Genomic DNA, 22,084 nt, shown 5'->3' with positions numbered 1-22,084 from the left:
TTCCGTAGACCTTCATCCATCCTTAAGGATCGGACGCGTATCAGGGAGGGGTTGCAAAAAACCGAATTGAAATGTCCCTTACGACGACCCGAAACAGCAAAAACTATACGCCGCCGGGCAGTTCAGATGCCCGGCTTGTGCTGGTTGTTGATGACAGCAAACTGCAGCGACGCATTCTGAGCAGTTCGCTGACCCGCTGGGGGTACGAGGTAATGGAAGCAGAAAGCGGGATGCGCGCACTGGAAATTTGTCGCGAAAGGCCGCCTGAGCTGGTACTTAGCGACTGGGTCATGCCTGGCATGACCGGCATCGAATTCTGCCAGAAGTTCCGCGAAATGACCGGAGAGAATTACGGATATTTCATTCTTCTTACGTCCAAGAGTGACAAAAACGAAGTGGCACAGGGACTGGACGCCGGAGCAGATGATTTCCTGACCAAGCCGGTGGATGGCAACGAGCTTCGCGCGCGCATGACCGCCGGAGAACGCATCCTCGAGATGCAACGGGAACTCACGGCGAAAAATCATGTGATCACCGAGACACTGGATGAGCTGCAACGCGTTTACGATTCGCTGGACCGTGACCTGATCGAGGCTAAAAAGCTTCAGCAGTCCCTGGTCAAAGAGAGGCAGAAAATTTTCCCCGGCGCCGAGCTTTCCCTGCTGCTGCGCTCAAGCGGTCATGTCGGCGGCGATCTGGTCGGCTATTATCCGGCAGCGCCGGGGCACCTTGGCCTGTTTGCGATCGATGTCTCGGGGCATGGCATCAGCTCCGCACTGATGACCGCCAGGCTGGCCGGATATCTGTCGGCAAGCGCGCCTGATCAGAATGTGGCCCTGCAAAAACAGAGCGACGGCTCCTACATCTCGCGTCCGCCAGCCGAGGCGATCGAAAAACTCAACGAACTGGTGCTCGATGAGATGGAGACCGAGCATTACTTCACGCTGCTGCTGGCGGATATCGATCTGGTCAGTGGTCATGTCGTGCTGGGCCAGGCCGGGCATCCGCACCCGGTGATACAGCGCGCGGACGGCACAATCTGGCAGGACGGGACCGGCGGATTTCCGGTCGGGCTGATGTCGGGCGTGACCTTTTCGCAGTTTGAGCTTGCGCTGGGCCCCGGCGACCGGTTGCTGATCCTGTCGGACGGGGTCACGGAATGTCCGGGCCGGGGCGACGAAATGCTGGGCGAATGCGGGCTTGCCCGGATACTGCAGGACATGCCGGACGTACGCGGTCCGGAGCTCTTCCGTGTTCTGATTGAAAAGCTGACGGCATTTGCCGGTCATTCAGAATTTCCCGATGATGTGTCCGGGATCCTGATTGAATTCAGCGGCCCGGACGGTAAAAATACCGGCTGACAAACAACCGGTCGCCATCATTGCCCAAAGCCGCAGTCGCCTCGCCGGACGACAGAACAAGCGACACGTGGTCGGGCTCGGAAGGTTCACGCACCTGGTAGACAGGCCGCGCAACATAAACATGGCATATTTTTTCCGCCCAGAGATCATATTCAGGCATATAGGCAAACCGCCGGAACGCACCCAGCCTGCGTGGCGCGGCAATCCGCCAGCCGGTCTCTTCCATTACCTCGCGGTGCAGCGCCTGCGCCGCGCTTTCGCCCGGATCGATCCCGCCGCCTGGAAGCTGAATGTCCGGCGTCTCACCCAGCTGGCAGGTCAGCAAAAGCCGCCCGCCCAGAGGTAAAACCGCATAGGCGCCTGGTCGCATGACATACTTCTGCTCTGCACCAGGCGCATGGCCGATCCGTCTGATCATACTGGCTGACCCTCTTTCCATTCGGCTTGTGACGCTTATATGGACGCGGTATGCCAACTGCCTGGCAATAAGGAAACCCCGATGACACACGGACAGCAGATCGCGTGGGACGACACGGTCCTGCCATTTCAACTTGATTCCAGTGATATCCGTGGCCGTGTTGCACGGCTGGACGGTGCGTTGAACGGTATCCTGAAACAGCATAATTACCCGCCTCAGGTCGAGGCGCTGGTTGCGGAGATGGCGTTGCTGACGGCGCTGATCGGGCAGACCATCAAGCTGCGCTGGAAGCTGCAGTTGCAGGTGCAGTCCAAGGGCGCTGTCCGGATGATCGCGACAGACTACTATGGTCCTGAAAAAGAGGGCAGCCCGGCCCGTATCAGAGCCTACGCAAGCTATGATGGCGATCGTCTGACCGATGCGGCCCCCTTTGATCAGGTGGGCGAGGGATACTTTGCAATCATGATTGATCAGGGCAAGGGCATGACCCCTTATCAGGGGATTACCCCGCTTGCCGGCGGGTCGCTGGCAGCCTGTGCGGAGGCCTATTTTGCGCAGTCTGAACAGCTGCCGACGCGGTTTTCGCTGAGCTACGGCCAATCCACAGAGCCGGGCGTTGCAGAACACTGGCGTGCCGGTGGTGTGATGCTGCAGCATATGCCCAAGGCCTCGCCCTTTGTTGCGCGCGGCGAAGGCAGCGGCGAGGTTCTGACAGCGGACGATATCGTGTACGGCGATGAGGCTGAAAACTGGGGCCGCGTGAACATTCTGCTCGATACCGTCGAAGAAATGGAACTGATCGGCCCGGCGCTGCCGCCAAACGATCTGCTGCTGCGCCTTTTTCATGAGGAACAGCCGCGGGTTTTCGACACGCAGACGGTGCGCTTCGGCTGCACGTGCTCTGAAGATCGCGTGCGTCAGAGTCTTTCGATCTACTCTGCGGCGGATATCGGAACGATGACCACCGACGCAGGGCGCGTAACGGCTGACTGTCAGTTCTGCGGCGCGCACTATGATCTCGATCCGGCCACCGTCGGATTTGACGCGGAAAAGAGCGGCGATGACACCTGAAACGGATGCGATCCGGGCGGCACTTGCCCGTCCGGGCCGCCCATCATCCGATTTTGATCTGAACCCCGGTACGGTGCTGCCAGCGGGCAGGAAACTGCGACCAGCGGGTGTTCTGGCGCCGGTGACGGTCGAAGACGGTCATCTGCGTCTTTTGCTTACCAAACGGTCCTCCGCACTGAAGCATCACCCGGGACAGATCGCCTTTCCCGGCGGTAGCCAGGATCCCGGCGATATCGACGTTACGGCCGCGGCGCTGCGCGAAGCACACGAAGAGATCGGGCTGCCACCGGATCATGTCGAGATTCTCGGTCATCTGCCTCCGCACGAGACGGTAACAGGGTTTCTGGTCACGCCGGTCATTGGAGTGGTGCGCAAAGCATTCGGGATCACGCCCGAACCCGGCGAAGTCGAGGAGGTATTCTCTGTCCCGCTGGCCCACGTGCTGGACGCCCGTAATTTCGTCATCGAAGGGCGCATCTGGCGCGGCACGCGACGGTCATATTATGCGGTACCCTACGGGCCCTATTACATCTGGGGTGCAACTGCGCGTATGTTGCGGGCATGGACCGAGCAGATGAAACCCTGATCCCTCCCGCGACCGCCTGGCTGCACGACCCGGCGACGCGCGCGGTGTGCGACGCCATCACGGCGGAGGGGGCCGCGATTTACTTTGTCGGGGGCGCTGTGCGTGATGCTCTGCTGGGCGTCCCGGGAGCTGATGTTGATCTGTCCACGGATGTGCTGCCGGAGGAGACGGAACGTCTGGCCAAGGCGGCCGGTCTCAGGACCGTACCGACAGGGATCGAGCACGGCACGGTGACCGTCATTTCGCAGGGCCGTGGCTTTGAAGTCACAACATTCCGGCGCGACGTGGAAACCGATGGCAGGCGCGCGGTGGTGTCTTTTTCGCGCGATATTCACGACGATGCAAGGCGACGGGATTTCACGCTGAATGCGCTCTATGCAACACCTGATGGCGGGCTCGTTGACCCGCTGGGCGGACTTGAAGACTGCCTTTCGCGGCGCATTCGTTTCATAGAGGACGCAGAAAAGCGCATTCGCGAGGATTACCTGCGCATCCTGCGATATTTCCGGTTTCACGCCTGGTATTCGGACCCTTCGGAGGGGTTTGACACTGACGCGATGGACGCAATTACGCGCAATATCGACGGATTAGAGACGCTTTCCGCTGAACGGACCGGAACGGAGATGCGACGCCTTCTGGCGGCACCCGATCCAGCACCGGCCATTGCCGCGATGCGTCAGACCGGTGCCTTGCTGCAGGTTCTTCCGGGCGCTGACGACCGGTTTCTGGCCCCGCTCGTGCATCTCGAATTGCTGACCGGCCAGGCGCCCGACGCAATCCGCAGGCTTGCGGCGCTGGAGGGTGAAGACCCTGCAGAGCGCCTGCGTCTCAGCCGGAAAGATACGCGCAAACTTGCGCAGATCAACCGGGCGCTTGCAGGGGGAACACCCCTGACCGAACTGGCCTGGCGAGAAGGCGTGCCGCTGGCCTTTTCGGTCATGCTTCTGCTGCACGCAATGAGCGGGACACCCCCTGATCCGGACATTCTGCCAAAGCTGAAACGCGCGGCGGAGGCTGTCTTTCCGGTGACTGCTGCTGACCTGATGCCCGCGTATAAGGGTCCGGCGCTGGGCGAACGGCTCAAAGCGCTGGAAGCGCGCTGGATCGCCTCTGGTTTCAGGCTCAGCCGTGAAGATTTAATGACAGGGGAATGAACGCCTCGACAAAGCGGCTCAATTATTGCTAGAACGACTGCATCAGAGTGGAGGAATACGAAATGTATCGCGGGATCTGGAACAGCTGAAGCTGTCATAACCCTTCCCGTCAGGCCCGTCGCCGGCGCCTGAACATTTCTTATATTCTGTACCAAGGCTCCTGATATGTTCCGCTATTTTGAACGACTCGTTGACCCCTATGTCGCGTATTCCGAAACCAATGAGCCGCCGCAAAAGCTCTGGCCGTTCATGCGCGACTATGCGCAGCCCTTCCGTCGTGTGTTCATTCTTGCCGCGATCATGTCGGTCGTCGTGGCCGGTATCGAGGTTGGACTGATCTATTACATGGGCCGCGTGGTGGACCTGCTCAGCGGCGATCCGGCGCTGGTCTGGGAGACCTATGGCACCGAGCTCATCCTTGTGGCGCTCTTTATCCTCTTTGTCCGCCCTGTGCTGCAGGCCGCCGATGCGATGCTGCTCAATAACACCATCCTGCCCAATTTCGGCACGCTCATTCGCTGGCGGGCGCACCGGCATGTACTGCGTCAGTCCGTGGGCTGGTTCGAGAACGATTTTGCGGGGCGCATTGCCAACCGGATCATGCAGACACCGCCTGCCGCCGGTGAGGTGGTGTTTCAGGTCTTTGACGCGATCTCTTTTTCGCTTGCCTATATGCTGGGGGCTGCGATCCTGCTCAGCACGGCTGATCCGCGATTGCTGTTGCCGCTGCTGATCTGGTTTGCGCTTTACGGTCTGCTGGTGCACTGGACTGTGCGCCGTGTCAGCCCTGCGTCGCAGGCCTCATCGAATGCCCGCTCAATGGTAACCGGTCGCGTGGTCGACGCCTATACCAATATCCATTCGGTCAAGATGTTCGCACATCATGACCAGGAGGTCGATTACGCCCGCGAAGCCATCGAACACGCGCGCGATACGTTCCAGAAAGAAATGCGCATATATACGATCATGGATGCGACGCTTGTGGCGCTGAACGGGATCCTGATTGTGAGTGTTGTGGGCTGGGCCATCGCGCTCTGGGTGCAGGGCGAAGCGAGTGTTGGTGTCGTGGCCGCGGCTACCGCGCTGACGCTGCGGCTCAATGCGATGACCGGCTGGATCATGTGGGCGCTGACGACGTTTTTCCGTGAACTGGGTGTGGTGGCCGAAGGGATGGAGACCATCGCACAGCCGCTCGCGCTGGTGGATGACGCAAAGGCCAGACCGCTGCAACTGACCAATGGCGAGATCGTTCTGAAAGATCTCAGCCACCATTACGGCCGGGATACCGGCGGGCTTAACGGCGTGAATCTGACCATCCGTCGGGGAGAAAAGATCGGCCTCGTTGGTCGCTCAGGTGCCGGAAAATCGACCCTAGTAAAGCTGCTTTTGCGGTTCTACGATGTGGAACGCGGAGCCATTCTGATCGACGGACAGGACATCAGCAAGGTGACCCAGGACAGTCTGCGCCGCGCCATCGGCATGGTGCAGCAGGACAGTTCGCTCATGCACCGGTCGGTGCGCGACAACCTTCTTTACGGGCGGGATGATGCCACCGAAGAGGAGATGATCGCCGCCGCCCGCCAGGCTCAGGCGCATGAATTCATACTCGATCTGCAGGATCCGCAGGGCCGTCAGGGCTATGACGCGCAGGTGGGAGAGCGTGGCGTGAAGCTCTCCGGCGGACAGCGTCAGCGGGTGACGCTCGCCCGGGTGATCCTGAAAAACGCGCCGGTCCTGCTGCTGGACGAGGCGACAAGCGCGCTCGACAGCGAGGTTGAAGCAGCCATTCAGGATACGCTTTACGGTATGATGGAGGGCAAAACCGTGATTGCCATCGCGCACCGGCTCTCCACGATTGCGCAAATGGACCGTATTCTGGTGCTGGATCAGGGCCGGATCGTCGAAGACGGCACCCATGACGCGCTTTTGGCTGCGGGCGGGCTATATGCAGATTTCTGGACCCGGCAATCGGGTGGATTTCTGAGCACAGAAGGTGACGCGTGAACATCAACGACCGGATCGACGCATTCCGCCCGGCTGAGGGGCCGCCGCCCGAAAGCCTCGGCGCCTTCATGCGCTGGTGTCTGTCGGGCGCCTGGCCTGCGCTCTGGCTGGCTGCGTTCTTTTCGGCGGCCGCGGGTGTGATGGAGGCGGGCACGGCGCTCATCCTCGGTATGGTCATAGATGCCACGGCGGCCAGCGGTCCGGAGGCGTTCTTTTCAGGCTCTAATATGGCGGTTCTGGCAGGAGCGGTGGCGTTTTTCCTGATTGCGCGACCGCTTTTGTTCGGGCTGTCGGCGTCGGCCAACGCGATTGTTGTGCAGCCCAACGTAAACCCGCTGGTGCTGTCTCGCCTGCACCGCTGGACGCTGGGCCAGACCGTCGGGTTTTTCGATGATGATTTCGCCGGTCGCATTGCGCAGAAACAGATGCAGACGGCCCGGGCGGTCACCGAAGTGGTTTCTGAAATGATCAACGTTGTGGCCTTTGCACTGGCCTCGCTCCTGGGCTCGGTCCTTTTGCTGCTGGCTATCGACTGGCGCGTGGCGCTGGGATTCGGTGTCTGGCTGATAGCCTATTTCGCCATGATCCGCTGGTTTTTGCCAAGGATCCGGGCGCGCTCTGCCGGACGTGCCGGCGCGCGGGCGATGGTGTCGGGGCAGGTGGTCGATACGATCACCAATATCAAAACCGTCAAGCTCTTCGCCCATGACGATCACGAGGATCGCGCGGCCCTCGGGGCGATGAAGTCATTCCGCGCGCGGGCGCTGGAGTTCGGATATCTTGCTGCGGGCTTCCGCTTTGCGCTGATGTCGCTGGCAGGGCTTTTGCCGGTCATTCTGCTTGGAGGCACCGTTCTGCTCTGGCAGGGGGGGCAGGCCACCCAGGGCGATATCGTTGCAGCCGGTGCGATCGCGATCCGCATCGCGCAGATGACCGGTTGGGTCAGTTTCACGCTGATGCAGATCTATGCCAATATCGGCGAGATAGAGGATGGTGTGCGCACGCTCACGCCGCGCAACCGGCTTGAAAACGCGCCCGGTGCGCGAGACCTGGAAGTGACCGAGGGCCGCATTTCTCTGCAGAAAATCGGTTTTGCCTACGGGCGGGACAAGGGCGGTGTTCAGGACATCACGATCGACATCCGCCCGGGCGAAAAACTGGGAATCGTCGGGGCGTCGGGTGCCGGTAAATCAACGCTCGTTTCCCTGCTTTTGCGGCTCTATGAGCCCGAAGAGGGTCATATCGAGATCGACGGACAGGATATATCGAAGGTCACGCAGGCGAGCCTGAGGCGTAACATCGGCATGGTGACCCAGGAAACGGCGATGTTTAACCGCTCGGCGCGCGACAACATCGGGTATGGCAATCCGGGTGCGACCGAAGAAGACGTGATGGCGGCTGCGCGCAAGGCCGAAGCGCATGAGTTTATCCCCGATCTGCAGGATCACAAAGGCCGCACCGGCTATGACGCGCATCTGGGCGAGCGCGGGGTGAAGCTTTCGGGCGGACAGCGACAGCGGATCGCTCTTGCCCGTGCCATTCTGAAAGACGCGCCGGTTCTGGTGCTTGATGAGGCCACCAGCGCGCTCGACAGCGAAGTCGAAGCCTCCATCCAGACCGCACTCGAACGGGTGATGGACGGCAAAACTGTGCTGGCCATTGCGCACCGGCTGTCAACGTTGACGGAAATGGACCGGATAATTGTAATGGACGCAGGCCGGATCGTTGAAGACGGCAGCCACAGCGAGCTGATGGCGCGCGGCGGTCTCTATGCACAGTACTGGAATCTTCAGTCCGGCGGGTTTATCCGGACAGAAGCAGCAGAATAGTTTTCCGCAGGACAGAAATATGACCGGGTACAGAATTTCGCGGCTGGGGCTGCAGGGCGATGGCGTGGCCGAGGGGCCGGTCTTCATCCCGCTGACGCTGCCGGGCGAAGAGGTCGAGGCAGAGGTCATCGACGGGCGTGCGCGAGATGTGAAAATCATTACGCCCTCGGACCGGCGGGTCGCGGCACCCTGTCCGCATTTCAGGTCCTGCGGTGGCTGTCAGCTGCAACATGCTGACGATGATTTTGTCGCGGCCTGGAAAACCGATGTGGTGCGCAATGCGCTGAAAGCCCACGGAACAGAGACTGTTCTGCGCCCGGTCGTAACTTCTCCTGCGGGCACGCGACGCCGCGCGGGATTTGCCGCGCGCCGGACGAAAAAGGGTGCCATGGCAGGCTTTCACGGGCGCGCGTCGGATACGATTATCGAAATACCCGGGTGTCTTTTGCTGGAACCGGACGTGCTTGCCGGGCGCGCCGTTGCAGAGGCGCTGGCGCTGGTGGGTGCCAGCCGGAAGACGGCATTGTCAGTGATGGTGACAGGGGCGGAAAACGGCCTCGATGTCGCGGTGAGCCATGGCAAACCGCTCGACGGTCCCCTGCGCCAGCAACTGGCCGCAATCTGTGAGAGCATGAAGCTTGCACGGCTCACATGGGAGGATGAGGTGGTCGCGATGCGCGAACCCCCCGTGCACAGCATCGGTGCGGCACAGGTGTCCCCGCCGCCGGGCGCTTTTCTTCAGGCCACTCTGCACGGACAGCAGGTGCTGACGGATGCTGTGCTGGAAGTCACAGCAGGAGCCCGTCGGGTCATCGATCTTTTTGCCGGCTGCGGGACTTTTTCGCTGCCGCTTGCTGCGCATGCCGAAGTCCATGCTGTCGAGGGCGAGGCTGCCATGCTTGCCTCTCTTGATGCCGGCTGGCGGCATGCAAAGGGGCTGAAAACCATCACAACAGAGGCACGTGATCTCTTTCGCCGCCCGCTGATGCCCGATGAGTTGCGCAAAACCGGAGCGGTTGTGCTTGATCCGCCGCGCGCCGGGGCCGAAGCACAGATTGCCGAGCTGATTAAGTCAGATGTCACAAAAATTGCTTATGTCTCCTGCAACCCGGTGACGTTTGCGCGCGATGCGGCGGTGCTGGTCGGGGCGGGCTGGTCAGCCGACTGGGTGCAGGTCGTCGATCAGTTCCGCTGGTCGAGCCATGTTGAGCTTGTGGGCAGCTTCACGGCCCCCCATATGCAGGGCTGATCTCAGGTAGGGAGACTATGATGAATTTCCGGCAACGACTGGACGACTGGCTGAGCCAGACCTGGGTCACCAATCTCGTCGTTGCGGTCATTCTGATCAATGCCGTGGTGCTGGGAATGGAGACGTCAAAGGCGCTGATGGCCGAGGCCGGGCCGCTGATCCTGGCGCTGGACCAGGCGTGCCTTGCGTTCTTTGTCATAGAAATCGCTTTGAAAATCATTGCCCGTGGGTGGCGGTTTTTCAAAAGCGGCTGGAATGTTTTTGATCTGCTGATCGTGGGGGCGGCTCTGGCACCTGCGTCTCAGGGGCTGTCGGTGCTGCGCGCGCTGCGGATCCTGCGGGTGCTGCGCGTGATTTCAGTGGCCCCGCGGCTGCGCCGGGTGGTCGAGGGTTTTATTACGGCCCTGCCCGGCATGGGGAGCGTTTTTCTGCTCATGGCGATTATTTTCTACATCGGCGCGGTGATGGCTACCAAACTCTTCGGATCAAGTTTTCCCGACTGGTTCGGCTCGCTGCCACAGAGCGGATACACGCTTTTCCAGATCATGACGCTTGAGAGCTGGTCGATGGGCATCGTGCGCCCGGTGATGGAGGTTTACCCCTATGCCTGGGCGTTTTTCGTGCCCTTTATCATGGTCACGACTTTTGCGGTGGTGAACCTGCTGGTCGGTCTGATCGTCAATTCCATGCAGGATGCGCACCACGAAGAAGCGGGGGCGGTCACCGATGCCTATCGCGATGAAGTGCTGCACCGGCTGATCGCGATTGAGGAAAGACTGGAAAAAAACTCCAGGGCTGACGAAAAAGTGAAGTTTGATTAACCGTTTTCTCATGGTATTGGTTAAGAACAAACTATCGAGAGCAGTACGCCGCAAAGGCAAAAAACGGGACAGCAGAAAAATGCGTCGCAGAGATATGTTACTCGGCACCGTAGCGACATTTTCGCTCGGGGCTTGTGCCGACTCGAAATTCCGCCGGTACACAGGACCGGAAGTCACCATGGTTTACGTGAACAAGAGCGCGCGACGGATGCATCTTCTGCATCACGATACCGCGCTCAGCAGTTACGATATCAACCTTGGTTTTGCCCCTCAGGGCCACAAGCAGTTTGAGGGCGACGGCAAAACGCCGGAGGGCACATACCGGATCGACCGGCGCAACCCGAACAGCGATTTCCACCTGTCGCTGGGGATCTCATATCCTAATGTCAAAGACGTGGAAGTTGCCCGCGCAATGAACAAATCACCCGGTGGTGATATCTTCATCCACGGACAGCGGCATCCCCGCAAACCTGACGGAAAAGACTGGACATGGGGCTGCATCGCCGTGACCAATGACGAGATCGAAGAGATCTATGCCATGGTCGCGGATGAAACGCTGATTGTTCTGAGCGCCTGAGATCAGAACGCGTTGCGCGAGACCTGTGGGGCGAAGACATCGGCACCCATGATCAGGGTCCACCAGATTTTACCGTTGGATTCCTGAAACCAGGCAAACCCCATTTTATTGGCGCGCGGCGACAGGATCACCCGGCGTGTGTCTTCCTGATCCATCCAGGCGGCAAGGGTCTCGAGCTCTGTCTCATAAGTCTCTGAGATGGTCTCTCCGACGAGGTCACCGGGAAAGCCCACGCGCCGGATCCGGTCGATCGGAGAGGATCCGTCCGATCCGAAATGCCAGGGCCGGTTCTGATTGGACATGTCGCGTGAATGGGTCGCTGCTGCGGCATTCAGCTGTGCATCAAGCTCTACTGCCGGGCGCGATGACGCGGCCCTCAGCGCATTTACAGCATCGAGGATCCGGAATTGTATCTTGGACGTGTCGGAGTTCTTGATCCGGTAAAGCTGCGGCAATGGTTTGCCGTCTGATCCCAGACGGTTTGGGGTTGGCGCGCCACAGGCGACAAGCAGGGTACTGAGTACCAGTAGAATCGATGTAAGGCGGATCATGGCACACTCCTGCTAAGCCGTTGCAGCACATAGCCTGGCGTGCGTGGTAATTCAAACTCACTTTAGCGTATTGCCGCCTGATGACATCTCTTTGATTTGCGACTGATGCTCTTACGCAATATTGTTGCCTCTGAATGTTATTTTGCCTGGAGGCATCCCATGTCTGATAAAAAGACGTTTCATCAAAGCCGCCGGTCTTTTCTGGCCGGGTCTGCGGCGATGCTTGCAACCCCAGCGATCGCCCAGGATACGGGGTCTGTAAACTCAACGACCACAACAGTTGGCGAGCGTGATCTGACAGAAACCGTGCGCCGCAATGTGTCGAGCTTCAGGACGCTCGACTGGCAGCCGTATTTTTCCAACCTCAACAACGGGGCGATTCTTGTCGATATCGACAGCCGGGCCCTGCATTACTGGGAAGAGGGCGGACTTTATAAGCTTTATCCGTCCAGCGTGCCGCTTTCCGAGGAGCTGACCCGTCGCGGACGCACCAAGGTGACCCGCAAAGTCGAAGGGCCCAGCTGGCGTCCGACGCCCTCCATGCTGGAGCGTAACCCCGAATGGCCGGAATATATCGGCCCCGGTCCGGACAACCCGCTGGGTACGCACGCGCTTTATCTCAGCTGGACCTACTACCGGATCCACGGCACCCACGACACACGCAAAATCGGGCGTCAGTCGTCAAATGGCTGCATCGGTCTGTACAACGAACATATCTCCGAACTTTTCAGCTATGCACGGGTCGGTACACAGGTGTTGCTAATTTGACGACATGGTGCCGATTTTGCGTGATAAAATCCGAATCCGGTTTGCAAACGTGATGCTATGCTGTTTAGAAAAGAAGCACGAGGTAAGTCTTGGGCGCGTGCTATCGCGGTGCGAAGCACGCCTTTTCTGGAGGTTATGATATGAAAAAACTCGTTCTCGCAGCTGCACTGACAGCCGCAGCATCGACAGCTTTTGCAGGTTCGCTTGAAGAGCCCGTCGTTGAAGCACCTGTCGTCGTAGAAGAAGCAAACGGTTCGTCTGTAGGTATCCTGCTGCCGATCATTCTTCTCGCGATCGTTGCTGCTGCGCTGTAATCTTTACAGCGACGCACATTAAAAAGGCGGCGCTGATGTGCCGCCTTTTTTACGTCCGGTGATCAGAAACTGACCAGCCCGGATCGAATCAACCGATCCAGCCTTTCAGATTATCGCTGATCACATTCGACAGTGCCTCGATATGCGCGTCATTGTCGTTCAGGCAGGGAATATAGGTGAAATGCTCACCGCCCGCCTCTTCAAAGCTTTCCTTGATCTCTTCGTTAATCTCTTCAAGCGTTTCGATGCAGTCCGCGGAAAAGGCGGGCGCGCAGACGGCGATGTTCTTTTTGCCGGCTTCTGCGAGGCGCGCAACTTCCTCGACGGTATAGGGCTGCAGCCACTCTTCGGGGCCGAACTTTGACTGGAACGTCGTGGTGATCTCGGTGTCCTCCCAGCCCAGGCGCTCTTTCAGCAGCCGTGTCGTTTTCTGACACTGGCAATGATAGGGATCACCCTCCATCAGATAGCGGATCGGCACACCGTGATAGGAACACACGAGAATATCGGGCTTTTTATCGAGCCCGGCATAGGCGGTTTCAATAGATTGCGCGAGCGCCTCAATATAGTCGGGCCGGTCAAAATAGGGCTCAACGGTTCGCGTCACGGGTTGCCATTTTTCATAGGTCAGCGCGCGGAAAAACTCGTCATTTGCGGTGGCTGACGTGGCACCGGCATAATGAGGATAAAGCGGGAAAAACAAAATCTTACGGCAACCTGCCGCTGTCATCTCTGCCACTTTTGACCGGGTCGAGGGGTTGCCGTAACGCATGCAGAAATCGACCATCACCTCGTCGCCGTACCGCTCTTTCATGGTCTGTGCGACACGGGCTGTTTGTGCCTTGGTGATCGTCATCAGAGGGCTTTCCCCCTCTGCCTCGTTCCAGATCGATTTATATGCGGCACCGCTGGAAAACGGACGTTTGCTGAGGATGATCAGCTGAAGCAGCGGCTGCCAGATCCAGGGGCTGTAATCGATCACCCGGCGGTCCGACAGAAACTCGTTAAGATAGCGGCGCATTGACCAGTAATCGTAATTGTCCGGCGTGCCGAGGTTGGCAAGCAGGATACCCGTTCTTGGCCGGGCGACTTCGGGATGATCTGCCGCCGCGTTTGCAGGGCGCACCATCACCGGTGCTGTGGAGCTGCTGTCCAACATATTAATGACCTCAGTATTCGCGATATCCCGCTGAGATAGACGGTTTTCAGCGAGGGTCAATCAGGCAAACGGGTTTCCGGCACACGCAAGGCATCCGCCAGCCGCTCTTTTGCAGAGCCGGGGCGCAGTGGCTTCTGCTGGCTGTCGTCAGGTGCCCAGCCGGTCAGAAAGACCATCTCAAAGGTCGCGGTAACCTTTGCGGCGGGGGTGGCAAAGTGGTGCCGGTAGAGATCTGCCGTCCGGTCAAAGAGCGCGCGGGGTGCTGTTTTGCGCGGCCGGGCGGCAAGCGCGCTGGTCTCGCCCATAGCCCGCAGATCGTGCATCAGATGCCGGGCGTCGCGGTATTCGGCAGTCAGCGGCAGGCTGTCGGCCACCGGCAGGGCAAGCCCTGCGCGCTGCAGCAGTGCGCCGAGATCGCGGATTTCTCCCATCGGTGCGATTCGCGGCGACAGACCACCGGTCAGCGCAATTTCCGCCTCGCTGAGGCAGCGGCGCAGCTCATCGAGGGTCTGACCGCCCAGTGCCGCTGCTATCAGCATCCCGTCCGGGCGCAAGGCACGGCGGCACTGAATAAGTTGTCCGACCGGGTCATTGGCCCAGTGCAGCGACATCGAATGTATAACCAGATCAAAGGCTTTCTCATCCAAGGGCAGTGTTTCACCGTCGGCGCAGATGGTCGCCTCCGGCAGCCGTTCCCGCCAGATCCCGGCGAAGGGCGTCACCACAGCAATCCTGGTAAACGCCCTGTTAACCATTTCCAGGCGATCCTGAATTTCGTCTGCTGCCTGAACCTGCAAGAACAGATCTCTGGTGCGCGCCCGTGCGCGGTGCATCTGCAACGCTCTGGTGTCAGTCAGTATTTTTGGTGCGGTCATGGCGGAGAGATATAGGGTGGCACAGCTTAGTTTACAAACCGCGGTGCAGACGATTTTCCCGGCTCGCTGTCTGAGCTGCGGCGACCGGGTGGATGGTGAGTTCGGGCTTTGTGGCAGCTGCTGGCGGGACACCGGATTCATTGGTGGTGCGATCTGCGACACCTGCGGCACGCCGCTGCCGGGGGAGGACAGCGAGGACACACTGAAATGTGATGAATGTATGCGCGTGGAGCGCCCGTGGTCGCGTGGTCGTGCAGCGCTGGTCTATCGCGATGTCGGGCGGCGTATCGTGCTGGCGTTAAAACACGGAGACAGGCAGGAGATCGCGGGGCCCGCGGCTCTTTGGATGAGCCGGGCCATCGCTGATCTGCCGAAAGAGAACCTTCTGGTGGCGCCTGTTCCGCTGCACTGGACCCGTCTTCTCAAGCGCCGCTACAACCAGGCCGGCCTTCTGGCACAGGCGCTGTCGCGTCATGCGGGCCTGCCGGTCTGTCCTGATCTGCTCATCCGGCATCAACGTACGGAAAGCATGGGGGACAAGACCCGGGAGCTTCGGTTCAGCTCGGTCAAAGGGGCCATCAAGGTTCATCCACGGCGGCGGCACCGTATCATCGGACGGCCGGTTCTGATCGTCGATGATGTTCTGACCACAGGGGCCACGCTGGCTTCGGCGGCTGATGCCTGTATTGCGGCAGGGTCAGGGCCGGTATACGTGGTGGTACTGGCACGGGTGGCAAAGGATACCTAAGTTCCTGTCCAGCGCCATGCCAAAGGACAGGACATATGAAAACCGTTGAAATCTACACCTCGCCGCTTTGTGGTTTCTGCCACGCCGCCAAACGCCTGCTGAGCCAGAAAGGTATCGACTTTACTGAATTCGATGTGCTGGCCAGTCCGGACCGCAAGCCCGAAATGATAAAGCGTGCAAACGGCAGCCGGACCGTGCCGCAGATCTTTGTGGGCGATGATCACGTGGGCGGCTGTGACGATCTCTATGAACTTGAGCGCTCCGGCAAACTCGACAGCCTTCTGGCTGCGTGATGAAAGCCGCGCTTATTCAGCTGAACGTCTCAGATGACCCGGTGACCAACCTCGGGATCACGCTGGACTATGTGAAAGAGGCTGCGACAGCGGGCGCGACGTTCGTGCTGACGCCCGAGGTTACCAACTGCATCTCCACCAGCCGGTCGCATCAGCGCAATGTGCTGCAGCATGAAGACGACGACATCACGCTCAAAGCACTGCGGGCCGCGGCGAAAGAGCATGAAATCTGGTTGCTGATCGGCTCTCTGGCACTGAAAACCACGGATGACGACGGGCGGTTCGCCAACCGGTCGTTCATGATCAGCCCGGCGGGTGAGATCGTTGCGCGCTATGACAAAATCCACATGTTCGACGTGCAGGTCACGCCCGAAGAGACCTGGCGCGAATCCGAAGGGTATCGCCCGGGCGGACAGGCTGTGGTCGCGCAGACGGATTTCGGCAAAGTAGGAATGACCGTCTGTTATGACGTGCGGTTCCCTTTGCTGCACAACGCACTTGCCCGCCACGGGGCGCAGATCCTGACGGTGCCGGCCGCCTTTTCGCCGGTGACAGGCGACGCGCACTGGCATGCTTTGCTGCGGGCGCGCGCGATTGAAACGGGGTGCTATGTACTGGCCCCTGCCACAACCGGCGAGCATGCGAGTGCTGCCCATAAGACCCGGAAAACCTATGGTCATTCGCTGGTTGTGACCCCCTGGGGCGAGGTTCAGATTGACGCAGGGACTGATCCCGGCGTTTACATAACCGACCTTGATATGGGATTAGTTGAGGAGGCGCGGCGCAAAGTGCCGGCACTGACGAACGCCAGAACATTTAACGGACCGGGATGAACGACGAACGCAACGCTCTGACCATATCACTGTTCAGTGAAATTCTGGCGGCCGATCAGATGGTGCGGGCGCGGCTCAGCAAGGTGTTGCCCAAGGGCATGGAGATCTCGCATTTCTCGGTGCTCAATCATCTTGCCGGACATTCTGAAGAGCGCACACCGGCGCAGCTTGCCGAGACTTTTCATGTCACCCGGGGGGCAATGACCAACACGCTGAGCAAGCTGGAATGGGCGGGTTATGTTCATATTCGCCCCGACTGGGACGATGCGCGCCGCAAGCTGGTCGCGATCAGCACCGCAGGACGACAGGCGCGCGATCAGGCAGTGGGCTCGATCACGCCGGTGATCAACCAGGTCGTGGAAAAACTTGGTGATAAACAGGTGCGCGAAGCCCTCCCGCTGCTGCGCGAATTGCGCCGGCAGCTTGGCGACAGCCCTTAGGCGGGCTTCAGGCTCGCGGTGACATAGTTCACGCTCAGATCACGATCCGACAGTTTCCAGGACCAGGTCACCGGATTGAATACAAACCCCTTGCGGTCCACCGGCTCAAGGCCCGCATCCCGCATCAGGGCATAAAGCTCATCAGGTGTGATGAACTTTGACCACTCATGGGTTCCTTTGGGCAGCCAGCGCATCACGTGCTCGGCACCGATGATTGCCATGACATAAGATTTCGCATTCCGGTTCAGTGTCGAGCACAGGTGCAGCCCGCCCGGTTTCAGCAGCTGCCGGCAGGCGGTCAGGTAATCAACAGGCGAGGCCACGTGTTCGACCACTTCCATGTTCAGCACCACGTCGAACTGCTCACCGGCGTCGGCCATCGCCTCGGCTGTGGTGTGACGGTAATCGATCTCTAATCCGGACTGTTCTGCGTGAATCTGCGCCACGGGGATGTTGCGCTCAGCGGCATCTGCGCCAACCACATCCGCGCCCAGCCGCGCCATCGGTTCTGCCAGCAGCCCGCCCCCGCAGCCGATATCAAGGATGCGCAGACCGGCAAAGGGTTTCGCCGTCTTCAGATCGCGGTCAAATTCGCCGGCGATCTGCTGCGTGATATAGTCCAGACGGCAGGGATTGAGCATGTGAAGCGGTTTGAATTTACCGTTCTCATCCCACCATTCCGCCGCCATCGCCTCAAATTTCGCAATTTCTCCGGCGTCGACGGTCGATTGAGGCGCTTGCATTCCACTCTCCATATGATCATCTGCGATTTGATAGTATATAGGCGGGTAATGGATAAATTCAGCGACCAAAAGCGCGCAGTGCAATATCTGTATCCGCCGATCGACCCGTTCGATCAGCGGATGCTGGATGTGGGTCAGGGTCACCGGATTTATGTGGAGCAGTGCGGCAACCCCGACGGTGTGCCGGTTGTGGTGCTTCATGGCGGGCCCGGCGGTGGCTGCAGCCCGGCGATGCGGCGTTATTTTGATCCTGAAGTTTACCGCGTAATCCTGTTTGATCAGCGTGGCTGTGGCCGGTCGCGGCCCCACGCCAGCGTGACGCATAACACGACCTGGCATCTTGTGGATGATATTGAGCTTATCCGGCGCGAGCTTGAGGTCGACGACTGGATCGTGTTCGGAGGCAGCTGGGGGGCGACGCTGGCGCTGATCTATGCGCAGGCGCATCCCGATCACGTGCGCCAGCTTGTCCTGCGCGGTGTTTTCCTGATGACGCAGCGCGAGCTCGACTGGTTTTACGGGGGCGGTGCCGGCAAATTCTGGCCCGAGGTCTGGGCAAAGTTCACCGGCCTGATCCCCGAAGATGAGCGTGATGATCTGATTGAGGCTTACCGGCGACGGCTGTTTTCCGGCGATATGACGATCGAGACACGGTATGCCCGCGCCTGGTCGGCCTGGGAAAACGCGCTGGCCTCGATCTATTCCTCCGGCAGTACGGGCGAGAGCCCGGGCGAGTATGCGCGCGCTTTTGCGCGGCTGGAGAATCACTACTTCGCCAACGCCGGTTTTCTGGAATTTGACGGTCAGATCCTCGCCCATGTGGGTCGGATTGCGCACATCCCCGGCGTCATTGTGCAGGGCCGTTATGATATGATCTGCCCGCCCGACAGCGCATGGGCGCTCTCTGAGGCCTGGGACAGTTGTGAGCTCAGAATGGTGCGCAATGCCGGTCACGCCTTGTCAGAGCCGGGGATCAGTGCAGAACTGGTCCGCACGATGGACCGGATCGCAGGACGATGACGCGACAGACACATATGGACAGGCGGGCGCTTTTCGCCTCGGGTGCGGCGGCGGCTCTGCTTGCGGCCTCGGGTGTTTCGGCGCAACCCGCGCCACAACGCGGCGGACGGCTGCGGCTGGCCCTGTCGGGGGCCACCCGCAGCGACAGTTTTGATCTGCGGCGCGCGGCGGAGCCCGGGCTGTTTATGCAGGTGGCGACTGCGGGTCTGGTCTTTGATGCGCTGACCGAGGTGGCAGCCGACGGCACGCTGCGGGGCGAGCTTGCCACTGGCTGGCGCAGCAATGCCGAAGGATCCCGCTGGGAATTTGATCTGCGCAGCGACGCGGAATTTCACAACGGATCGGCCTTTACGGCGCAGGATGTTGTGGCCAGCTTTGGCGCGCATCTGTCGACGCATCTGTTTGACGTCACAGGGCTTGAGGCAACCGGCCCGCACAGTCTGGTGATAAAACTGGCGCAGGGCGACCCGGACCTGCCGTTCCGGCTGAGCGCGCCGGAACTGGTGATTCTGCCGCTTGGTCCTGATACCGGATTTGCCGAAGGCGTGGGAACCGGTCTTTACCGGCTGCACAAATTCGATGCCGGGCGGCACCTGGTCGCGCACCGTGTCGGGACCCACTACAAAGACGGCCGCGCGGGCTGGTTCGACAGTGTTGAGCTCGTGTCGCTGACCGCCGACGCGGTGCGGGCGGAAGCCTTGCGCGATCATCTGGTGGACGCCGCTGATCTGACCCATGTGGACGGCCTGGGAGATCTCGAAGGGCTGCGCGTTTTGCCCGAAGAGCACTTTATGACATCAGCGGTTGATGACTGCATCGCGCTGCCGGGACAGATCGGGCGGCGCTGGCCGCTGGACAATCTGCGCGCGGCAGAACGCTGGTGGATGGCCTGAACCGATCAGGGGTTGCAGCGGCTTTACGACGGGTCTATATGAGTGCCAACAGCGGCGCTTCCGGGTCCAAACCGAAAGCACCACCGGAAAGTGTAACGGGCCGCGCGCCCGTTTTTTTGTGCCCGGATAAAACCTGAAAGTACCATGTCAAACGACCTGATCGCCAAAGCAGCTATCGACCGCCGGATGGCCGAGATCATCACCCCCGTCATCGAGGATATGGGGTTTGAGCTGGTGCGCGTGCGGCTGATGTCGGGCAAGAGTACGACGCTGCAGATCATGGCCGACAAACCTGACGGCGGGATTGAGGTCGATGACTGTGCCGAGATCAGCCAGGCCGTCAGTGCCGTGCTGGATGTCGAGGATCCGATCCTCGATGAGTATACGCTTGAAGTATCAAGCCCGGGCATCGACCGTCCGCTCACAAGGATCAAGGACTTCGAAGCCTTTGAAGGCTATGAGGCAAAGATCGAGACCGCCGAGACAATCGATGGCCGCCGCCGCTTTAAGGGTGAGCTGGCCGGTGTCGAGGGGGACGAGGTGCTGATCAATGTGGCTGAGGGCACGATCGGGCTGAAGTTCGACTGGCTCAGTGATGCCAAGCTCGTCCTGACCGATGACCTGATCAGGGAAATGCTGCGCCAGCGCAAAGCGTCGGGTGCAATAGACGAAACCAAATTCGATGAAATCTCTGACGAATCAGAGACCGATACGTCCGCTGAGGGAGACCAGTAAATGGCTATTACATCTGCAAACCAGCTTGAGCTTTTGCAAACCGCCGAGGCAGTGGCGCGCGAAAAAATGATCGACCCCGGGCTGGTCGTCGAAGCGATGGAAGAATCGCTCGCCCGCGCCGCCAAGTCACGTTACGGCGCCGAAATGGACATCCGGGTGCACATCGACCGCAAAACCGGTCGAGCGACATTCACCCGGGTGCGCACCGTGGTCGAGGATGATGAACTCGAGAACTATCAGGCCGAGTTCACCGTCGAACAGGCAAAGCAGTATATGGAAAACCCCGAAGTGGGTCAGGAATTCATTGAAGAGGTACCACCCGTCGAGATGGGCCGGATCGCGGCACAATCCGCCAAGCAGGTGATTCTGCAAAAAGTGCGCGAAGCCGAGCGCGACCGTCAGTACGAGGAATTCAAAGACCGCGCCGGCACCATTATCAACGGTCTGGTTAAGCGCGAGGAATACGGCAACGTCATCGTCGATGTGGGTGCGGGTGAAGCCATTCTGCGCCGCAACGAAAAGATCGGTCGCGAGAGCTATCGCCCCAATGACCGGATCCGCGTCTACATCAAAGACGTGCGCCGAGAGCAGCGCGGGCCGCAGATTTTCCTCAGCCGCACGGCACCTGAGTTCATGGCCGAACTGTTTAAGATGGAAGTACCCGAAATCTATGACGGTATCATCGAGATCAAGGCTGTGGCCCGTGACCCGGGCAGCCGTGCCAAGATCGCGGTGATCTCTTATGACAACTCCATCGATCCCGTCGGGGCCTGCGTTGGTATGCGCGGCAGCCGGGTTCAGGCGGTGGTCAACGAACTGCAGGGTGAGAAAATCGACATCATTCCGTGGAATGAAGATCAGCCTACGTTCCTTGTGAACGCTCTGCAGCCTGCGGAAGTCAGCAAGGTGGTTCTCGATGAGGAGGCCGGCAAGATCGAAGTTGTGGTGCCCGAAGAACAGCTGAGCCTTGCAATTGGCCGTCGGGGTCAGAACGTGCGTCTGGCCAGCCAGCTTACCGGGCTGGATATCGATATCATGACCGAAGAGCAGGAAAGCGCGCGTCGTCAGGCCGAGTTCGAACTGCGCACCAAGCTTTTTGTCGACAATCTGGATCTTGACGAGTTCTTTGCGCAACTTCTTGTTTCTGAAGGCTTCACCAACCTTGAAGAGGTGGCATACGTCGAGCTGGACGAGCTTCTGGTCATTGACGGGGTGGATGAGGACACCGCCAACGAGTTGCAGGCCCGGGCCCGCGACGTACTGGAAGCCCGCAACAAGGCGGCACTGGATAATGCCCGCAGCCTTGGCGTTGAGGACAGCCTGGTTGAATTCGAGGGGCTCACACCCCAGATGATTGAAGCGCTGGCCAAGGACGATGTGAAAACCCTCGAGGATTTCGCAACCTGCGCCGACTGGGAACTGGCCGGTGGCTGGACGACAGAAAACGGCGAGCGCGTGAAAGACGACGGGGTGCTCGAGCCCTTCGACGTATCTCTGGAAGAAGCACAGGACCTGATTATGACAGCACGTGTGATGCTGGGCTGGGTCGACCCGGCCGATCTTGAAGCCGATGCCGCAGAAGATGCGGAAGATGCCGGCGAAGAGACGGAGGAAACCGGGGTCTGATTTCAGACCCCGGAGG

At 59.8% G+C, this 22,084-nt stretch carries 24 protein-coding genes; 19 read left to right on the top strand and 5 right to left on the bottom strand.

The genetic code is table 11. The features are described 5' to 3' along the window. Positions 1-71: 71 nt before the first annotated feature. Positions 72-1,361, top strand: a complete 1,290-nt coding sequence (locus Q0M35_RS01260; RefSeq protein ID WP_295311387.1) for a SpoIIE family protein phosphatase — start codon at positions 72-74, stop codon at positions 1,359-1,361. Here the strand turns inward: Q0M35_RS01260 and Q0M35_RS01255 are convergent. Then, complete coding sequence (locus Q0M35_RS01255; protein ID WP_295311385.1) at positions 1,330-1,779, bottom strand: NUDIX hydrolase; 450 nt, start codon at positions 1,777-1,779, stop codon at positions 1,330-1,332. The two genes, Q0M35_RS01260 and Q0M35_RS01255, sit on opposite strands and share 32 nt — an antisense overlap. A gap of 81 nt (positions 1,780-1,860) precedes the next feature. Between Q0M35_RS01255 and Q0M35_RS01250 the strand changes: the two genes are divergently transcribed. The 8 genes from Q0M35_RS01250 to Q0M35_RS01215 all read left to right on the top strand — a co-directional run bounded on the left by Q0M35_RS01250 (position 1,861) and on the right by Q0M35_RS01215 (position 11,070). Continuing rightward, positions 1,861-2,850: an Hsp33 family molecular chaperone HslO gene (locus tag Q0M35_RS01250; protein ID WP_295311383.1), complete on the top strand. Its 990-nt coding sequence runs from the start codon at positions 1,861-1,863 to the stop codon at positions 2,848-2,850. Next, a complete protein-coding gene (locus tag Q0M35_RS01245) occupies positions 2,840-3,436 on the top strand; it encodes a CoA pyrophosphatase (RefSeq protein ID WP_295311381.1) in 597 nt (198 codons plus the stop codon). Before Q0M35_RS01250 ends, Q0M35_RS01245 begins: the two co-directional genes overlap by 11 nt. Then, complete coding sequence (locus tag Q0M35_RS01240) at positions 3,412-4,590, top strand: CCA tRNA nucleotidyltransferase (protein WP_295311379.1); 1,179 nt, start codon at positions 3,412-3,414, stop codon at positions 4,588-4,590. The genes Q0M35_RS01245 and Q0M35_RS01240 overlap by 25 nt, the downstream gene beginning before the upstream one ends. A 165-nt stretch (positions 4,591-4,755) precedes the next feature. Continuing rightward, complete coding sequence (locus tag Q0M35_RS01235; RefSeq protein ID WP_295311377.1) at positions 4,756-6,594, top strand: ABC transporter ATP-binding protein; 1,839 nt, start codon at positions 4,756-4,758, stop codon at positions 6,592-6,594. Continuing rightward, on the top strand, positions 6,591-8,423 hold the full coding sequence (locus tag Q0M35_RS01230; protein ID WP_295311375.1) for an ABC transporter ATP-binding protein: 1,833 nt from the start codon (positions 6,591-6,593) through the stop codon (positions 8,421-8,423). The genes Q0M35_RS01235 and Q0M35_RS01230 overlap by 4 nt, the downstream gene beginning before the upstream one ends. 19 nt (positions 8,424-8,442) lie before the next feature. Next, positions 8,443-9,672, top strand: a complete 1,230-nt coding sequence (locus Q0M35_RS01225) for a class I SAM-dependent RNA methyltransferase (RefSeq protein ID WP_295311373.1) — start codon at positions 8,443-8,445, stop codon at positions 9,670-9,672. Positions 9,673-9,692: 20 nt separating this feature from the next. Further along, on the top strand, positions 9,693-10,493 hold the full coding sequence (locus Q0M35_RS01220) for an ion transporter (RefSeq protein ID WP_295311414.1): 801 nt from the start codon (positions 9,693-9,695) through the stop codon (positions 10,491-10,493). Positions 10,494-10,572: 79 nt separating this feature from the next. Beyond that, positions 10,573-11,070 carry a L,D-transpeptidase family protein gene (locus tag Q0M35_RS01215; RefSeq protein WP_295311371.1) on the top strand — a complete coding sequence of 166 codons (498 nt, stop codon included), beginning with the start codon at positions 10,573-10,575 and terminating at the stop codon, positions 11,068-11,070. A gap of 2 nt (positions 11,071-11,072) precedes the next feature. On the opposite strand, the gene Q0M35_RS01210 is transcribed toward Q0M35_RS01215, so the two are convergent. Next, positions 11,073-11,621 carry a CAP domain-containing protein gene (locus Q0M35_RS01210; RefSeq protein WP_295311369.1) on the bottom strand — a complete coding sequence of 183 codons (549 nt, stop codon included), beginning with the start codon at positions 11,619-11,621 and terminating at the stop codon, positions 11,073-11,075. 159 nt (positions 11,622-11,780) lie between these two features. On the opposite strand from Q0M35_RS01210, the gene Q0M35_RS01205 reads away from it, so the two are divergent. Further along, positions 11,781-12,389, top strand: a complete 609-nt coding sequence (locus Q0M35_RS01205) for a L,D-transpeptidase (RefSeq protein WP_295311367.1) — start codon at positions 11,781-11,783, stop codon at positions 12,387-12,389. Positions 12,390-12,529: 140 nt separating this feature from the next. Continuing rightward, complete coding sequence (locus Q0M35_RS01200) at positions 12,530-12,703, top strand: hypothetical protein (RefSeq protein ID WP_169638982.1); 174 nt, start codon at positions 12,530-12,532, stop codon at positions 12,701-12,703. 88 nt (positions 12,704-12,791) lie between these two features. Here Q0M35_RS01200 and hemH read toward each other — a convergent pair whose 3' ends face one another. After that, positions 12,792-13,862, bottom strand: a complete 1,071-nt coding sequence (gene hemH, locus Q0M35_RS01195; protein WP_295311364.1) for a ferrochelatase — start codon at positions 13,860-13,862, stop codon at positions 12,792-12,794. Between the two features lie 56 nt (positions 13,863-13,918). Then, complete coding sequence (locus Q0M35_RS01190; protein WP_295311362.1) at positions 13,919-14,737, bottom strand: methyltransferase domain-containing protein; 819 nt, start codon at positions 14,735-14,737, stop codon at positions 13,919-13,921. Here Q0M35_RS01190 and Q0M35_RS01185 point away from each other — a divergent pair. The 4 genes from Q0M35_RS01185 to Q0M35_RS01170 are packed head-to-tail and all read left to right on the top strand — an operon-like array spanning position 14,736 to position 17,051. Further along, entirely contained in the window at positions 14,736-15,485 is a 750-nt protein-coding gene (locus Q0M35_RS01185; RefSeq protein ID WP_295311360.1) for a ComF family protein, read from the top strand. The genes Q0M35_RS01190 and Q0M35_RS01185 overlap by 2 nt on opposite strands. A 35-nt stretch (positions 15,486-15,520) precedes the next feature. After that, a complete protein-coding gene (gene grxC / locus Q0M35_RS01180) occupies positions 15,521-15,778 on the top strand; it encodes a glutaredoxin 3 (RefSeq protein WP_295311358.1) in 258 nt (85 codons plus the stop codon). Then, the gene (locus Q0M35_RS01175; protein ID WP_295311356.1) at positions 15,778-16,611 is read left to right on the top strand and encodes a carbon-nitrogen hydrolase family protein; all 834 of its coding nucleotides are present in this window, start codon (positions 15,778-15,780) and stop codon (positions 16,609-16,611) included. Before grxC ends, Q0M35_RS01175 begins: the two co-directional genes overlap by 1 nt. Then, a complete protein-coding gene (locus Q0M35_RS01170; protein ID WP_295311354.1) occupies positions 16,608-17,051 on the top strand; it encodes a MarR family winged helix-turn-helix transcriptional regulator in 444 nt (147 codons plus the stop codon). The genes Q0M35_RS01175 and Q0M35_RS01170 overlap by 4 nt, the downstream gene beginning before the upstream one ends. Here the strand turns inward: Q0M35_RS01170 and ubiG are convergent. Then, positions 17,048-17,794: a bifunctional 2-polyprenyl-6-hydroxyphenol methylase/3-demethylubiquinol 3-O-methyltransferase UbiG gene (gene ubiG, locus Q0M35_RS01165; protein ID WP_295311353.1), complete on the bottom strand. Its 747-nt coding sequence runs from the start codon at positions 17,792-17,794 to the stop codon at positions 17,048-17,050. The two genes, Q0M35_RS01170 and ubiG, sit on opposite strands and share 4 nt — an antisense overlap. Positions 17,795-17,842: 48 nt before the next feature. Between ubiG and pip the strand changes: the two genes are divergently transcribed. From pip to nusA, 4 genes are all read left to right on the top strand, one after another. Beyond that, positions 17,843-18,814, top strand: a complete 972-nt coding sequence (pip, locus tag Q0M35_RS01160; RefSeq protein ID WP_295311351.1) for a prolyl aminopeptidase — start codon at positions 17,843-17,845, stop codon at positions 18,812-18,814. Next, entirely contained in the window at positions 18,811-19,707 is an 897-nt protein-coding gene (locus Q0M35_RS01155; protein ID WP_295311349.1) for an ABC transporter substrate-binding protein, read from the top strand. Before pip ends, Q0M35_RS01155 begins: the two co-directional genes overlap by 4 nt. A 144-nt stretch (positions 19,708-19,851) precedes the next feature. After that, positions 19,852-20,442, top strand: coding sequence for a ribosome maturation factor RimP (gene rimP, locus Q0M35_RS01150; RefSeq protein ID WP_295311347.1), 591 nt, complete (start codon positions 19,852-19,854; stop codon positions 20,440-20,442). Further along, the gene (gene nusA / locus Q0M35_RS01145; RefSeq protein ID WP_295311345.1) at positions 20,443-22,068 is read left to right on the top strand and encodes a transcription termination factor NusA; all 1,626 of its coding nucleotides are present in this window, start codon (positions 20,443-20,445) and stop codon (positions 22,066-22,068) included. Positions 22,069-22,084: the final 16 nt, after the last annotated feature.

The organism is Roseobacter sp. (genome assembly GCF_024639605.1).
Classification (GTDB): Bacteria; Pseudomonadota; Alphaproteobacteria; order Rhodobacterales; family Rhodobacteraceae; genus Roseobacter.
This window is presented reverse-complemented; position numbering and strand designations above follow the sequence as displayed.